This window comes from Variovorax glucosi (assembly GCF_051216695.1).
GTDB lineage: Bacteria > Pseudomonadota > Gammaproteobacteria > Burkholderiales > Burkholderiaceae_C > Variovorax.
Genome location: NZ_JBPJZE010000002.1, coordinates 599,550 through 613,972, shown reverse-complemented (window position 1 = coordinate 613,972; position 14,423 = coordinate 599,550). Strand labels below are relative to the sequence as shown.

General features: G+C 66.8%; 14 protein-coding genes and 1 tRNA gene. 9 read left to right on the top strand and 6 right to left on the bottom strand.

The window, feature by feature from the left end:
• Positions 1-12: 12 nt before the first annotated feature.
• Together selB and ACSFA3_RS11225 are read left to right on the top strand one after the other, a co-directional pair.
• Complete coding sequence (gene selB / locus ACSFA3_RS11230; protein WP_435505519.1) at positions 13-1,971, top strand: selenocysteine-specific translation elongation factor; 1,959 nt, start codon at positions 13-15, stop codon at positions 1,969-1,971.
• A gap of 16 nt (positions 1,972-1,987) precedes the next feature.
• Positions 1,988-2,080 (top strand) — tRNA-Sec (locus tag ACSFA3_RS11225).
• Positions 2,081-2,088: 8 nt separating this feature from the next.
• On the opposite strand, the gene ACSFA3_RS11220 is transcribed toward ACSFA3_RS11225, so the two are convergent.
• Entirely contained in the window at positions 2,089-2,250 is a 162-nt protein-coding gene (locus tag ACSFA3_RS11220; protein WP_435505518.1) for a hypothetical protein, read from the bottom strand.
• Positions 2,251-2,351: 101 nt separating this feature from the next.
• On the opposite strand from ACSFA3_RS11220, the gene ACSFA3_RS11215 reads away from it, so the two are divergent.
• Both ACSFA3_RS11215 and ACSFA3_RS11210 read left to right on the top strand, forming a co-directional pair.
• Positions 2,352-3,752, top strand: a complete 1,401-nt coding sequence (locus ACSFA3_RS11215; RefSeq protein ID WP_435505517.1) for an HD-GYP domain-containing protein — start codon at positions 2,352-2,354, stop codon at positions 3,750-3,752.
• A gap of 38 nt (positions 3,753-3,790) precedes the next feature.
• Positions 3,791-4,738 carry a hypothetical protein gene (locus ACSFA3_RS11210; RefSeq protein WP_435505516.1) on the top strand — a complete coding sequence of 316 codons (948 nt, stop codon included), beginning with the start codon at positions 3,791-3,793 and terminating at the stop codon, positions 4,736-4,738.
• On the opposite strand, the gene ACSFA3_RS11205 is transcribed toward ACSFA3_RS11210, so the two are convergent.
• From ACSFA3_RS11205 to selD, 3 genes are all read right to left on the bottom strand, one after another.
• Complete coding sequence (locus ACSFA3_RS11205; protein ID WP_435505515.1) at positions 4,739-5,500, bottom strand: alpha/beta fold hydrolase; 762 nt, start codon at positions 5,498-5,500, stop codon at positions 4,739-4,741. It abuts the gene before it with no gap.
• Positions 5,501-5,548: 48 nt separating this feature from the next.
• Positions 5,549-6,577: an alpha/beta hydrolase gene (locus ACSFA3_RS11200; protein ID WP_435505514.1), complete on the bottom strand. Its 1,029-nt coding sequence runs from the start codon at positions 6,575-6,577 to the stop codon at positions 5,549-5,551.
• A gap of 136 nt (positions 6,578-6,713) precedes the next feature.
• Positions 6,714-7,766 carry a selenide, water dikinase SelD gene (gene selD / locus ACSFA3_RS11195; protein ID WP_435505513.1) on the bottom strand — a complete coding sequence of 351 codons (1,053 nt, stop codon included), beginning with the start codon at positions 7,764-7,766 and terminating at the stop codon, positions 6,714-6,716.
• Positions 7,767-7,869: 103 nt separating this feature from the next.
• Here selD and ACSFA3_RS11190 point away from each other — a divergent pair, with 103 nt between their 5' ends.
• The 5 genes from ACSFA3_RS11190 to mnmH are packed head-to-tail and all read left to right on the top strand — an operon-like array spanning position 7,870 to position 12,335.
• Entirely contained in the window at positions 7,870-8,742 is an 873-nt protein-coding gene (locus ACSFA3_RS11190; protein ID WP_435505512.1) for a putative selenate ABC transporter substrate-binding protein, read from the top strand.
• Positions 8,743-8,746: 4 nt separating this feature from the next.
• Positions 8,747-9,571, top strand: a complete 825-nt coding sequence (locus ACSFA3_RS11185) for a phosphonate ABC transporter ATP-binding protein (RefSeq protein ID WP_435505511.1) — start codon at positions 8,747-8,749, stop codon at positions 9,569-9,571.
• A complete protein-coding gene (locus ACSFA3_RS11180; RefSeq protein WP_435505510.1) occupies positions 9,568-10,416 on the top strand; it encodes a PhnE/PtxC family ABC transporter permease in 849 nt (282 codons plus the stop codon). Before ACSFA3_RS11185 ends, ACSFA3_RS11180 begins: the two co-directional genes overlap by 4 nt.
• Positions 10,413-11,234, top strand: coding sequence for a phosphonate ABC transporter, permease protein PhnE (gene phnE / locus ACSFA3_RS11175; protein ID WP_435505509.1), 822 nt, complete (start codon positions 10,413-10,415; stop codon positions 11,232-11,234). The genes ACSFA3_RS11180 and phnE overlap by 4 nt, the downstream gene beginning before the upstream one ends.
• 21 nt (positions 11,235-11,255) lie before the next feature.
• A complete protein-coding gene (gene mnmH, locus ACSFA3_RS11170) occupies positions 11,256-12,335 on the top strand; it encodes a tRNA 2-selenouridine(34) synthase MnmH (RefSeq protein ID WP_435505508.1) in 1,080 nt (359 codons plus the stop codon).
• On the opposite strand, the gene fdhD is transcribed toward mnmH, so the two are convergent.
• Together fdhD and apbC are read right to left on the bottom strand one after the other, a co-directional pair.
• Positions 12,308-13,177: a formate dehydrogenase accessory sulfurtransferase FdhD gene (gene fdhD, locus ACSFA3_RS11165; protein ID WP_435505507.1), complete on the bottom strand. Its 870-nt coding sequence runs from the start codon at positions 13,175-13,177 to the stop codon at positions 12,308-12,310. The genes mnmH and fdhD overlap by 28 nt on opposite strands.
• A gap of 147 nt (positions 13,178-13,324) precedes the next feature.
• Entirely contained in the window at positions 13,325-14,416 is a 1,092-nt protein-coding gene (apbC, locus tag ACSFA3_RS11160) for an iron-sulfur cluster carrier protein ApbC (RefSeq protein WP_435505506.1), read from the bottom strand.
• Positions 14,417-14,423: the final 7 nt, after the last annotated feature.

The following is a 14,423-nucleotide window of genomic DNA, read 5'->3' as shown; positions in this document are numbered from 1 at the left end:
CCCTCGCCAGCCATGATCATCGGCACCGCCGGCCACATCGACCACGGCAAGACCACGCTGGTCCGCGCGCTGACCGGCGTCGACACCGACCGGCTGCCGGAGGAAAAACGCCGCGGCATCTCGATCGAACTCGGCTACGCCTACCTGCGCACGCCAGCGCCGGACAGCATCTCGCTCGGATTCGTCGACGTACCCGGCCACGAGCGGCTGCTGCACACCATGCTCGCCGGCGCCACCGGCATCGACCATGCGCTGCTGGTCGTCGCGGCCGACGACGGCGTCATGCCGCAGACGCGCGAACATCTGGCCGTCGTCGCCCTTCTCGGGCTGTCGCGCGGCACCGTCGCCATCACCAAGATCGATCGCATCGACGAAACCGACCGCGACGAACGCGTGGCGCAGGTCACGGCCGACATCGCCGCACTGCTGGCCGAAACACCGCTGGCCGGCGCGCCGACCTTCGCGCTGTCCGCCACCACCGGCGAAGGCATCGCAGCCCTGCGCAACCACCTGATCTACGCAGCCGGCCTATCTCCTTACCCTCCCGGTATTACTCCTTCCCCTCCCGGGGGAAGGCCGGGATGGGGGCCACCCCCCAACGACACCCAGGCATTCCGCCTCCCCATCGACCGCGCCTTCACCCTCCCCGGCGTAGGAACCGTCGTCACCGGCTCGGTCGTCGCAGGTCAGGTCCGCATCGGCGATGAACTCCTGCTCATGCCCGGCGAACGCAAGGTCCGCGTGCGCGGTATCCATGCCCAGAACGAACAGGCCGAAACCGCACGCGCCGGCCAGCGCTGCGCTCTCGCACTGGCCGGCGTCGCAAAGGATGAAGTCCATCGCGGGCAATGGGTCTGCGCGCCCGGCATCGCGCTGACGACCGAGCGCATCGACGTGCAGCTCGCGCTCTGGCCCGGCGAATCGAGTGCGCTGCGCTCCGGCACGACCGTTCATGTGCATCTCGGCACCGCGGACGTCATGGCTTCGGTCGCGCTGCTAGACCGCGACGTGCTCTCGCCCGGCGATACGGCGCTCGCGCAGCTCGTCCTGCGCGAGCCGACGAGCGCCTGGCACGGCGACCGCGGGGTGCTGCGCGACGCGTCGGCCGTCCGCACGGTGGCCGGCGTGCGGGTGCTCGATCCGTTCGCGCCGGTGCGTTACCGGCGAACGCCGGAGCGGTTGCAGACGCTGGTGGCGTGGACGCTCGACGATCCTGACGCGCGTCTCGAAGCCTTGCTCGCCGGCGCACCGCTCGGCCTCGACACGGGTCGCCTGATGCGCACGCTGGCTCTGCAGCCGGACGCGGCGCCGACGCTACCGGCCGATGCCGTTCGACTCGACGCGGCAGCCGTCTCCGGAAAGCATCTCGCCGCACTCAAGCAGCGCATCGTCGACCGGCTCGCCGAATTCCACCGCACCGCGCCGGAAGACGTCGGCCCCGACCTGCGCCGCCTCAAACGCCTCGCCGGCCCGCGTGTCGGCGATCCACTGTGGCAGCACGCGGTCGAGACGCTGATCGCCGAAGGCGCGCTCGCACGCAGCGGCAACTGGCTGCACCTGCCCGCGCACGCTGCCGTCCTGAGCGCCACCGAAGAACGGCTGGCGCAAAAGCTGCTGCCGCGCCTGGCGGACGGCGGCTTCGACCCGGCATGGGTGCGCGATCTGGCTAAGGACTGCGGCGCGTCGGAGCCGGTGGTGCGACAGACACTTGCCAGCCTCGCGCGGCGTGGGCTGACATTCCAGGTCGTGAAGGACTTGTACTATCCGCTGGCTACGATCGAGAAGCTGGCCTTGCTGGCTCGCCGATGTGTCGAAGCACCCGAAGGGCTGCATGCTGCAAGTTTTCGGGATGCGACCGGGCTGGGACGCAAGCGTGCGATCCAGCTGCTCGAATTCTTCGACCGCATCGGCTACACGCGACGCGTCGAGGATGTGCATCTTTTGCGACCGGACACCGTGCTGTTCGGTTAGGGCCCATGTTTTTCGTGGGAGGGAAGCGTCCCTGGTGGGGCGGCCGGGCTTCAAACCCGGTGGGTGGCGCCACGCGTCGCCGGGAGGGTTCGACTCCCTCTCCCTCCCGCCCTGACTTCATTCCGAGTCTGACCAGTCGAGTTCCTTTGAGTTCGTATTAAAAGGTTCGGCCATGCCCAGCTTGATGGACTCGAGCATCCCGGGAATTGCCAAAAGATAGTTGGTTTCATCGATTGCCTGGCCGGTGTCCGAGTCGTCCACAGCGGTTTTTGCCTTCATGTCTTCTCCTGCAAATCTTGACTTGAGCATATCGCGTGAGAACGGGCCTGAATCAAAGACGTAATGCTCAAGTCGCCGTCATGCCAAGCCGATAACAACGCATGACGCCCCCATCGCCACCCCCGATCCGCGAGCCGCAAGCCGGACCCGCCGTCGAAGGCCTGCAACTCTCCGAACTCATCGGCTCCCTGAGCCACGCGCTCGACATCACCGAAGGCCAGCCGCGCGGGCACTGCGTTCGTGCCTGCTGGATCGGCATGAACATCGGCCTGGAGATCGGGCTCGACGAAGCTTCACTGCGCGATCTCTACTACACGCTGCTCCTGAAAGATCTCGGCTGCAGCAGCAACGCCGCGCGCATCTGCGAGCTCTACCTGACCGACGACCTGAGCTTCAAGCGCGACTTCAAGACGGTCGGCGACAGCCTGCCGCAGATGCTGCGCTTCGTCTTCAGCCACACGGGACTCAAGGCCGGACTCTCCGACCGGCTGCGCGGCATCCTGAACATCATGCGCAACGGTCCGCAGATCGCCGACGAACTGATCCTCACGCGATGCACGCGCGGCGCCTCCATCGCGCGGCAACTGCGTTTCAGCGAGGCCGTAGCCGAAGGCATCGGCAGCCTCGACGAGCACTGGGACGGCAACGGACGCCCGCAACATCTGCAGGGCGATGCGATCCCGCTCTACGCGCGCATCGCGCTCATGTCGCAGGTGATCGATGTGTTCCACACGGCAGAAGACGCCGACGCAGCGCGGCGCGAGGCCCGCAACCGTTCCAGCACATGGTTCGATCCGACGCTGGTCGCTGCATTCGAGCGAGTGGCGTCCGAACCGGCGTTCTGGCGCTGCCTGGAATCCGACGATGTCGAGCGCCGCGTCATCGCGATGGAGCCGGCCGCCGGCAGCGTGGTGCTCGACGACGACTACCTCGACGACATCGCCGCCGCGTTCGGCCAGGTCGTCGACAGCAAGAGCCCGTTCACCAGCGGCCACAGCGAGCGCGTCGCGGACTACGTCGATGCGATCGCGGCCGACCTCGGCCTGCCGGAAGCGCGTCGGCGCTGGTTGCGTCGCGGCGCCCTGCTGCACGACGTCGGCAAGCTGGGTGTGAGCAACTCGGTGCTGGACAAGCCGGCCAAGCTGGACCGCGAGGAATGGGTGTCGGTGCAGGAACACGCGGCGCATACCGAAGCGATCCTGTCGCGCATCGGCGCTTTCCGGGAGCTGGCGGTGACGGCCGCCGCGCATCACGAACGGCTGGACGGCGCCGGCTATCCACGCGGGCTCAAGGCGGACCAGATCTCGCTGGAGACCCGGATCATCACCACCGCCGACATCTTCGACGCGATCTCCGCCGATCGGCCGTACCGTGGTGCGATACCTGTCGAACAAACGCTGGAAATCATGGCTGCGACGGTCGGTACCGCCATCGATGCCAAATGCTTCGCGGCGTTGAAGCGAGTCGTTTCCAAAGGAGACATCCGGGTCGGGAGCCACTGAAGGCATGAGGTGTTTCGGCTGCTGCTAACGTCCGGCGCATGCCTGCTCCTACCGCTTTCTCCATCACGCGCCGCACTGCGATCGGCGCTGCCCTGCTGCCCGCCTTCGCCGCACTCGGCGGTTGCACGTCGCCCCTGCCGCTGACGGTCCAGCCTGCGGGCGCCTCGGATTTCGCCGCCGCGATGCGACTGCGGCAGAGCGCGGACGCGCATGGCTTCGGCGCCTATCGGCAGCTGCGCGACATCAACATCGCCTACGACGGCAAATGGCGACCGTTGATCGGCAGCATCCAGCCGGAGGTGGTCGATGCGGGCTATCGCGGCAGTTCGCAGGAACGGCTGATGCCGGCGCTGGGCATCAACGCGCAGCTCTACCAGGGACCGAGCGGACTGAAGAAGGTGCTCTGGCGTCGCGGTGCGGATGGCGCCGCCGCTACTGCAACCGCTGCCGGGGCCGGCGACATCGCGGTCTGGCGCAACGGCGTGCCGGCAACCGACACACCGACGCTCGACGCCTCCGCGCTCGTCGCGGAAGCCTACAAGCTGTTCCTGCTCGGTCCGCTGTGGCTGGCCGGCCGCGACCTGCCGGCGCGCATGGCAGGCACCGAGCGCGTCGAAGGGCGGCTCTGCGATGTCGTCGAAGTATGGCTCGCGCCTGGACTGGGTCGGACGCCGAGAGACCGCATCGCGCTATGCATCGACCGGGAAGATTCCGTGATGCGACGGGTGCGCTTCACGCTGGAAGGGTTTGCCGGAACGCAGGGTGCGGTTGCCGAAGTCGACACCTTCGATCACGCACACCACTTCGGCGTGCTGTGGCCGATGCGGTCGTTCGAGCGGGTACTGCATCCGATCGCGCTGCCGGCGCACGACTGGCGGATCGTCGGGCTGGATGTGAACCGCGGCTACGGCGCGCAGGCCCTGCAGGGGCCCGCGCTGGAAGGTGCGGCCGCAGCACCGGCCGCGATGCTGACGGCGACCGCCTGATTACTTCGCGCTGTTCACCGCGTCGAGGATCACAGCCGCCACCTTGGCCGGCTGCGACTGCTGCGGCACGTGGCTGGCGGCCAGCGTCGTGACCTTTGCATTGATGGTCTTGGCCATCGCGGCCTGCTGGTCGGGCTGGATCATGTGGTCCTTGCTGCTGACGATGTACCACGAAGTCTTCGTCTTCCATGCCGCGTTCGTCACCTTCTGCTCGAACGCCTTGCCATTGATCGGGCCTTGCGTGGCCGTCATCACGTCGGTGGTCTTCGACGGCAGGTCCTGCGCGAAATGCTTCGCCATGCCTTCGCGGGTCATCTTCAGATAACCGGCGCTGTCTGCGGTGATGTGCGCGAAGCCCGGTGCCGGCGGATAGGCCTTGCCGAGTTCGCCGCCGGCCTGACCGACGTCGGGCGCCAGCGCCGCGACGTAGACAAGGCCCGAAACCTTCGGGTCTTCGCCAGCCTGCGTGATGACCACGCCGCCCCAGGAATGACCGACCAGCACGACCTTGCCGGGCTGCGCATCGACAGCGCGCTTGGTAGCGGCGACGTCGTCTTCGAGCGAAGTCAGCGGATTTTGTACGGCGACGACGTTGACACCCTTCGCCTGCAGCAACGGAATCACCTTGGCCCAGTCGGAACCGTCGGCGAACGCGCCGTGGACGATGACGACGGAGGGCTTGGCTGGCGTCTGGGCAAAGGAGAGTGTTGCAGTCGCCGAGAGTGCGATTGCGGCGACGAGTGCGGTCTTGTTAAAAGTCATTGGACTGATTCCTTTGGATTGATTGGGTTGATTCGATGTACCGGCGAATTACTTCAGTTTGGCCTTGAGTTCGTCGCCGGTCTGCGTAATGGAAGCGCGAGTTCCCGGCACTGCGGCCAATGCGTTCAACAGGCCGAAGTCATGGATCATTCCGTTGTAGCGGGTCGACACGACCGGCACGCCAGCGGCGTCGAGCTTGCGTGCGTAGGCTTCACCTTCGTCACGCAGCACGTCGTTCTCGGCCGTGATGACCAGTGCGGGCGGCAGGCCGGACAGTTCCGCCGTGGTGGCCAGCAGCGGCGAGGTGTAGATCTCCTGGCGCTGCTTTGCATCGGTGGTGTAGGCATTCCAGAACCACTTCATCATGTTGCGGGTCAGGAAGTGATCGTTGGCAAACGCTTCGTAAGAGGTGTTCTCGAAGTTGGCGTTGGTGACCGGCCACAGCAGCACCTGCGAACGCAGCGCCGGACCGCCGCGACTCTTGGCCATCAACGAAACGACCGTGGCCATGTTGCCGCCGACGCTGTTGCCTACGACCGCCAGGCGCTTGCCGTCGACCTGGATCTGCGCGCCGTTGTCGGCCACCCAGCGGGTTGCGGCATATGCCTCTTCGATGGCCACCGGATAGCGCGCTTCCGGCGACGGCGTGTAGTTGACGAACACGGCAACCGCGCCCGAAGCCGTCACCAGGTCGCGAACCAGGCGCTCGTGCGTCGGGAAGTCGCCCAGGATCCAGCCGCCGCCATGGAAGAACATGAACGCCGGCAGAACGCCCTTGGCGCCTGCTGGACGGACGATGTTCAGCTTGATCGACTTGCCGTCGACGGTGATGGTCTTCTCGCTGACATCGGCCGGTGGCAGCGCCACTTTCGCGCCTGCTTGCGCACCGACCAGGACCGCGCGGGCATCGACCGGCGCCAGCGTTTCCATCGGCTTGCCGCCGCCTGCGGCCAGCGTTTCCAGGAACGCCTGCGTGGTGTGCTCGACGTTGGGGCTACCGGCGGCCATTGCCGCGCCAGAAGCCAGTGCAATTGCGGTGAGGGCACCGAAAGCGATTCGTTTGAAGACGATCTTCATGTCTGTCCTTGTTGTGAAATTGAAGCCCGGCGCAATTGTGTTGCCAGCAACTGGATTGCTCACAACTTATTTGGGTAGACCCTTTCGACGGGCAGGGCATCGATTGCCCCAGCCACTGATTCAAGGCGCTGAATCTTCAGGGCGCGATCTTCAAGCGCGACATTCCCGGCTCGACACGCCCGATCACGGCTGCATGCGCGAAACCTTCCGCATCGAAAATCTTCAACACCGCATCCACCGAATTCGCCGCACAACTCACCAGCAGTCCGCCCGAGGTCTGCGGATCGCTCAGCAGAGCCTGAGCGGTCGCCGGCAACCCGTCCGCCAGTTCGACGTCCGCGCCGTAGCCAGCCCAGTTCCGCCCCGACGCACCGGTAACGAAGCCTTCGGCAGCCATCGCTTCCACACCGTCGAGCAGCGGCACCTTCGACCACTCGATCACGGCCGTCAGCCCCGCCCCACGCGCGAGTTCCAGCGCATGTCCGGCGAGCCCGAAGCCGGTCACGTCGGTCAGCGCATGCACGCCGTCGAGTTGCGCCAGCGCGATGCCGGGCGTGTTCAGCCTGGTGGTCGTGTCGATCAGCTGCCGGTAGCCGGCCTCCGACAGCTGCTCCTTCTTGAGCGCCGCCGACAGCACGCCGACGCCGAGCGGCTTGCTGAGGATCAGCACGTCGCCGGCCTTCGCGCCTGCATTGCGGCGCACGCGGTCCGGATGCACCAGCCCCATTACGACCAGCCCGTAGATCGGCTCGACCGAATCGATGGTGTGGCCGCCCGCGATCGGGATGCCGGCCGCGCGGCATACGTCCTGCCCGCCGCGCACGATCTCGCCGATGACTTCGACCGGCAGTCGGTCGATCGGCATCGCGACCAGTGCGAGCGCCATGATGGGTTTGCCGCCCATCGCGTAGACATCGCTGATCGCGTTGGTGGCGGCGATGCGGCCGAACTCGTACGGATCGTCGACGATCGGCATGAAGAAGTCGGTGGTGGCGATCAAAGCCTGGCTGTCGTTCAGCTTGTAGACGGCGGCATCGTCGGCGGTCTCGATGCCGACCATGAGCTCGGGCGGGATCAGGCCGCCGCCGCTTTTCTTCAGGATTTCCGACAGCACGCCGGGCGCGATCTTGCAGCCGCAACCGCCGCCGTGGGAGAAGCTGGTGAGGCGCAGCGGCGCCAGTGGATTCATGGGCGAAGGATTCTTCATGTCCGCAATTATCGAAGTGCGGTCGCTTTCTACAATGCGGACCTGCCTTTTCACACAGTTCTGCTCACTTACGAGGCTTCATTCGATGCAACAACTTCTTCGCTCGTCCAGCTTCAGCCGCCTGGCCGTCGCCCTCACGCTGACTTTCACCGCCATCGGCGCGATGGCCCAGGGCGTGTTGCGTGTTTCCGCCATTCCCGACGAGGCACCGACCGAGTTGCAGCGCAAGTTCACGCCGCTGGGCGACTACCTGAAGAAGGAAACCGGCATGGACGTGCAGTTCACGCCCGTGACCGACTACGCAGCGGTCGTCGAAGGCCTTGCCACCAACAAGATCGACCTGGCCTGGCTGGGCGGCTTCACCTTCGTGCAGGCGCGCATCCGCACCAACGGCGGCGCCGTGCCGATCGTTCAGCGCGCGGAAGACGAAGTCTTCACCAGCAAGTTCATCGTGCCGGTCGACAGCACCGCAAAGACGCTCGCCGACCTGAAGGGCAAGACCTTCGCGTTCGGCGCGCCGGCGTCCACGTCGGGCAGCCTGATGCCGCGCTATTTCCTGATGCAGGCCGGCATCAATCCGGAAAAGGACTTCAAGACGGTCGCGTTCTCCGGCGCGCACGATGCGACGGTCGCCTTCGTCGCCGCGTCGCGTGCCGAAGCCGGCGTGCTGAACGCATCGGTCTGGGACAAGCTGGTCGAATCGAAGAACCCGAACGCGGCCAAGGTCCGCGTACTGGCGACCACGCCGACCTACTACGACTACAACTGGACCGTCCGCCCCGGCATGGACCCCGCGCTGCAGAAAAAGCTGACCGATGCCTTCCTGAAGCTCGATCCGGCCGACCCGGCGCAGAAGGAAATCATGGCGCTGCAGCGCGCAAGCAAGTTCATCCCGACCAAGTCGTCGAACTACGACGGCATCGAAGCGGCGGCCAAGTCGGCGGGCCTGGTCAAGTAACTCGATGAGCTTCGCGCTCGACGCCGTTGGCGTGGTGCATCCGAACGGACAGCGCGCGCTGGCCGGTCTGTCGTTCGCCGCGGTTGCGGGCGAGCGCATCGCGGTGATCGGGCCTTCGGGCGCGGGCAAGACGACGCTGCTGCGGGTGCTGGGCGCGGCGCTGCGTCCAGGCGAAGGCGCCGTGCAGACGCTCGGCGAAGCGCCGTGGCAATTGCAAGCCGGCGCGCTCAGGAAGCTGCGCAGCCGCATCGGCACCGTGCACCAGTCGCCACCGATCGCGCCGCGCCTGCGGGTGGTGACTGCCGTGCTGTCGGGCCGGCTCGGCGAGTGGTCGACGTTGCGGGCGTTGCGCTCGCTGCTGCATCCGTCGGACATCGAAGGCGCGCACGAGGTGCTGGCCCGGCTGTCGCTCGAAGACCGGCTGTTCGAGCGCTGCGACCGGCTTTCCGGCGGACAGCTGCAGCGCGTCGGCATCGCACGCACGCTGTACCAGCGGCCCGATCTGCTGCTGGCGGACGAGCCGGTTTCCGCGCTCGATCCGACGCTGGCCGACGCCGCGCTCGGCACGCTGGTGGCGCAGAGCGAGGCGACCGGCGCGACGCTGGTGGCGTCGCTGCATGCGGTCGATCTGGCGCTGCGCTGGTTTCCGCGCATCGTCGGTCTGCGAAGCGGCGAAGTGGTTTTCGATCGGCCGAACGCAGGAGTCACGCCGGCGATGCTGGAAGCGCTGTATGCGAGCGAAGGCGACCTGGTCGCGCAGCGCATGCCGACAGGCGCAGGCGCCGAAGCCGATGCCGCATCGCTCCGATCGCCGCTGCTCTGCCGTTGAACACCGCTCCCGCTCCCGACCCACACCGGGTCGTCCATACCGATCCGCAGGCCCGACGCCGCCTCGTCGGCACGCTTGCCGCGCTGGTCATCGCGTGGCCGATGCTGGCGCTGTCGGAATTTCGGCCATGGCTGCTGTTCGACAAGGACAGCATGGCCGTCATCGGCGGTTTTCTGGTCGGTTTCCTGCCGCCCGAGACCGGCATCGATTTCCTCCGAATGCTCGCCCGCGCCACGCTCGAAACGCTGGCGATGGCGACCGCTGGTACCGCGCTGGCTTTCGTCATCGGCGTGCCGCTGGCTTTCATGACGACACGCGCGCTGTCGATCTCGCGCATCGGGCCGGGGCCGGGACGGCGGCGCGCGGCGGTCGTGCGCCAGGCCGTGCGTTCGCTGCTGATGCTGCTGCGCGCCATCCCGGAAATCGTCTGGGCGCTGCTGTTCGTGCGCGCGCTCGGCCTCGGCCCGGCTGCAGGCGTGCTGGCGCTCGCCCTCACCTACGGCGGCATGCTGGGCAAGGTGTATGCCGAAATCCTCGAATCGACCGATACCCGGCCCGCACGCGCGCTGCTCGAAGGCGGCAGCGGCCGGCTCGCCGCGCTTTTCTACGGTCTGCTGCCCAACACCGGGCAGGAGCTGGTGTCGTACACCGTCTATCGCTGGGAGTGCGCGGTGCGTGCGTCGGTGGTGATGGGCTTCGTCGGCGCCGGTGGGCTCGGGCAGCTGATGGACCAGTCGATGAAGATGCTGAACGGCGGCGAAGCCAGCAGCATCCTGCTGGTGTTCCTGGGGCTGGTGCTGCTGGCCGACCTGCTGAGCAACGCCTTGCGAAAGCTGCTTGCATGAACGCGCCAAAGCTACCGCTGCCGCCGCCGCTTCCGGTTCGCCCTGCGCCCTGCCTGCGCTGCTGGTCCGTGCTGCTGGCGGTGCTTGTGCTGATCGCAGCCAGCTTCGCATACCTCGGACTGGGTTTCGGTGCGCTGTTCTCGGCGGAATCGCTGCGCTACATGGGCAAGTTCATCGCTGAATTCTTCCCGCCCGACCTGTCGCCGGATTTCGTGCGGAAGGTCGGTTTCGGCGCATTGCAGACGCTGGCGGTGTCGGCACTCGGAACGCTGCTCGCAGCCATCGTCGGCGCGGTGCTTGCGCTGCCTGCCTCCGGTCGCGGCGGCTTCGCTGTTCGGCAGGTGGCGCGCTTCGTTCTCAACTTTCTGCGCAGCGTGCCGGAGCTGGTCTGGGCGGCTGTCATGGTGCTGGCTGCCGGCATCGGGCCTTTCGCCGGTGCTCTCGCGCTGGCGCTCCACACCACCGGCGTGCTCGGCCGGCTGTTCGGCGAGACACTGGAGAACGCGCCCCGCGAACCCGAACAGGCGCTCACGCTCTCAGGCGCCGGCCCGATCGCCGCTTTCTGCTATGCCAGCCTGCCGATCGCGCTGCCGCAGTGGGTCGCCTACACGCTCTACCGCTGGGAGATGAACATCCGCATGGCCGCGGTGCTGGGCTTCGTCGGCGGCGGCGGGCTCGGGCAGCTGCTCTACTTCCACCTGTCGATCTTCCAGCAGCAGCAGGCCATGACCGTGCTGATCGGCATGTTCGCGCTGGTCACCGCCGTCGACCTGGCCAGCGGCTGGCTGCGACGCGGGCTCGGCTCGGCCTATGCCTGAAAACCTCACCGAACACGTCCCATGAATTCGCACCGCCAACCCGCCCGGGTCAAGGACATCGCCAGCTTCGACGAACTGATCGACGCCCGCACACCGGCCGAGTTCGCGCTCGACCACATTCCGGGCGCCGTCAACTGCCCGGTGCTCAGCGACGAAGAGCGCGTCATCGTCGGCACGCTCTACAAGCAGCAGGGCGCGTTCGAGGCGCGGCGCGTCGGCGGCGCGATGGTTGCGGCCAACATCGCGCGCCACCTGCAGACGCACCTCGCCGACAAGCCCGCCAAATGGCGACCCATCATCTATTGCTGGCGCGGCGGTTTGCGCAGCGGCTCGATGGTGGCCTGGCTACGCCTGGTCGGCTGGGACGCGCAGCAGCTCGCCGGCGGCTACAAGAGCTTTCGCCATCACGTGCTGGAACAGATCGAAGCGCTGACGCCGCAGCTCGACCTGCGCGTGCTCTGCGGCGCCACGGGCAGCGCGAAGACGCGGGTGCTGCAGGCGCTCGGTAGACGCGGCGAACAGGTGCTCGACCTGGAGGATTTCGCTTGCCACAAGGGCTCGCTGCTCGGCAATCTGCCGGGCGTGCCGCAGCCGTCGCAAAAGCACTTCGAGACGCGCATCGCGACGGTGCTCGAATCGCTCGACCTCTCGCGCCCGCTCTACGTCGAAGGCGAAAGCGCTCGCATCGGTCGGCTGTCGGTGCCGATTCCGCTGGTCGCCCGCATGCGCGCCGCCGCCTGCATCGAAATAGCCGCAACGCCCGGATCGCGGCTCGATTACCTGCTGCGCGACTACGCCTATCTCGGCGACGACCGCGAAGCGCTGGCCGGCAAGATGGACATGCTGAAGGAAATGCAGGGCAAGGAAACGGTCGCGCGCTGGCAGCAATGGGCGCTGGAGGCGGATTTGCCGAAGCTGTTCGCCGAGCTGATGTCCTTGCACTACGACCCGCATTACGAAAACTCGCAGGCGAAACATTTCAAGGAGTGGGCGCGGCGCAGGTCGGTGACGGCTGCCGACCTGACCGATGCGGGCATCGACGCGGCTGCCGATGCGGTGCTCGCGCTCGAAACTCAGGCCGCCGGCAGTCCGTTGGCGTAGAGGACGGCGCGCGGCGCGCGGCACAGGCCCCAGAAGCGCAAGCCGCTGAGTTCGGCCATCCGCACGCCCATCGCAGTCGGCGCGGAGATCGTCGCCATTGCAGCGATGCCCAGCCGAGCGCACTTGCGCACGAGCTCGTGGCTGCCACGGCTCGACATCAGCACGAAGCCGGGCTCTTCCAGCCGTCGCTCGCGAGCGAGACGGCCGAGCAGCTTGTCGAGCGCGTTGTGGCGGCCGACGTCTTCCAGCACGTCGACGAGTTCGCCGTCGACCGTCGCCCAGCCGGCGGCATGGATGGCGCCGGCCTGTGCATTGAGGATCTGGCGTGCAGGCAATCCGGCAAACGCACGAAGGACGGTGTCGGCGTCGATGCGTTCGATCCAGTCGCGTGCCGGAACGCGCTGCGGCGTGATGTCGAGCGCGGCGAAACTTTCGACACCGCAGATGCCGCAGCCGGTGCGCCCGGCGATGCTGCGGCGGCGGCCCTTGAGGCGCTCGAAGCTGCGGGTGGAAATCTCGATCCGTACCTCGACACCGGGAATGCCTTCGGGCAGACCGGCGGCTTCGGCGTCGATGGCCTGTACTTCGATGCCGCGGCAGTCGGAGGCGGTATCGAGGATGCCTTCGCTGAGAGCAAAGCCGAGCGCGAACGCCTCCAGATCCTGCGGCGTCGCCATCATCACCGCATGCGAGACGCCGTTGAAGACGAGGGCGACGGGTACCTCGGCTGCGAGAGTGTCCTGGCGCAGAGCGCCTTCAGGCGGCAGGCCGGCTTCGCCGTGTACGCGTACGGGAAGACGGATGAGCGGCGGGAGGGTGGGAATGATTGGATCGGCAGACATGACGAGCATTAAGGTGGACTCAACGCAACAAGCTCAATTCACGCGCGATGTCCTTGCAAATTGATCGGTCGCCGATCAATTTGCAAGGATGGAGTCCTTCGGACAAAAGCGCACATTCATGAACTTCGACATACGCTGCGACGCCGCTCAGGTGTCCTTGCTCACCGTGATCGTCGGAAATCTCGACGAGAAATCCTTCGTCTTCTCCGCGATGCTCACCGCCACGCTGCGCGCCACGGCCTTGTAGAGACCCGCGACTTCACCATCCGGATCGGAAACCACCGTCGGCGTGCCGCTGTCGGCCTGCAGGCGGATGTTGATGTCCAGCGGCAGCGCGCCCAGATAGTCCATCTTGTATTCGGCCGCCATCTTCTTCCCGCCATCGGCGCCGAAGATGTGTTCGACGTGCCCGCAGTTCGAGCACACGTGCACCGCCATGTTCTCGACGATGCCCAGGATCGGCACGCCGACCTTCTCGAACATCCGGATGCCCTTCTTGGCGTCGAGCAGCGCGATGTCCTGCGGCGTGGTGACGATCACCGCGCCGGTCATCGGCACGCGCTGGCTCAGCGTCAGCTGGATGTCGCCGGTGCCGGGCGGCATGTCGACGATCAGGTAATCGAGGTCTTTCCAGGCGGTCTGGCGCAGCAGCTGTTCGAGCGCCTGCGTCGCCATGGGACCGCGCCAGATCAGCGCCTGGTCGGCGTCGACCAGGAAGCCGATCGACATCACCTGCACGCCGTGCCCGATCAGCGGCTGCATGATCTTGCCGTCGGTGCTCTCTGGCTTGCCATCGACGCCCATCATCATCGGCTGGCTCGGGCCGTAGATGTCGGCGTCGAGCAGGCCGACGGTCGCACCTTCGGCTGCCAGCGCGAGCGCCAGGTTGGCGGCGGTCGTGCTCTTGCCGACGCCGCCCTTGCCCGATGCCACGGCGACGATATTCTTCACGCCCGGCAGCAACTGCACGCCGCGCTGCACCGCGTGCGCCGCGACCTTGGTCGTGATGTTGACCGACACGTTGTCGACGCCCGGCACGGTGCGTGCCGCGGCAACCAGCGCCTTGCGCAGCGCCGCGTGCTGGCTCTTCGCCGGATAACCCAGCTCGACGTCGAAGGCCACATCGCCGTCGTTGATCTGCAGGTTCTTCACCGACTTCGTGCCGACGAAATCCTTGCCGGTATTGGGATCGAGGACGGCCGAAAGGGCGTCCAGAACTCCCGCTTGCGTGACTGACATTGTTCAA

Excerpts from the sequence above, each read along its gene's own strand:
- selB (WP_435505519.1), top strand. The coding sequence starts at position 13 with ATGATCATCGGCACCGCCGGCCACATCGACCACGGCAAGACCACGCTG.
- ACSFA3_RS11220 (WP_435505518.1), bottom strand. The coding sequence starts at position 2,250 with ATGAAGGCAAAAACCGCTGTGGACGACTCGGACACCGGCCAGGCAATC.
- ACSFA3_RS11215 (WP_435505517.1), top strand. The coding sequence starts at position 2,352 with ATGACGCCCCCATCGCCACCCCCGATCCGCGAGCCGCAAGCCGGACCC.
- ACSFA3_RS11210 (WP_435505516.1), top strand. The coding sequence starts at position 3,791 with ATGCCTGCTCCTACCGCTTTCTCCATCACGCGCCGCACTGCGATCGGC.
- ACSFA3_RS11205 (WP_435505515.1), bottom strand. The coding sequence starts at position 5,500 with ATGACTTTTAACAAGACCGCACTCGTCGCCGCAATCGCACTCTCGGCG.
- ACSFA3_RS11200 (WP_435505514.1), bottom strand. The coding sequence starts at position 6,577 with ATGAAGATCGTCTTCAAACGAATCGCTTTCGGTGCCCTCACCGCAATT.
- selD (WP_435505513.1), bottom strand. The coding sequence starts at position 7,766 with ATGAATCCACTGGCGCCGCTGCGCCTCACCAGCTTCTCCCACGGCGGC.
- ACSFA3_RS11190 (WP_435505512.1), top strand. The coding sequence starts at position 7,870 with ATGCAACAACTTCTTCGCTCGTCCAGCTTCAGCCGCCTGGCCGTCGCC.
- ACSFA3_RS11185 (WP_435505511.1), top strand. The coding sequence starts at position 8,747 with ATGAGCTTCGCGCTCGACGCCGTTGGCGTGGTGCATCCGAACGGACAG.
- phnE (WP_435505509.1), top strand. The coding sequence starts at position 10,413 with ATGAACGCGCCAAAGCTACCGCTGCCGCCGCCGCTTCCGGTTCGCCCT.
- mnmH (WP_435505508.1), top strand. The coding sequence starts at position 11,256 with ATGAATTCGCACCGCCAACCCGCCCGGGTCAAGGACATCGCCAGCTTC.
- fdhD (WP_435505507.1), bottom strand. The coding sequence starts at position 13,177 with ATGTCTGCCGATCCAATCATTCCCACCCTCCCGCCGCTCATCCGTCTT.
- apbC (WP_435505506.1), bottom strand. The coding sequence starts at position 14,416 with ATGTCAGTCACGCAAGCGGGAGTTCTGGACGCCCTTTCGGCCGTCCTC.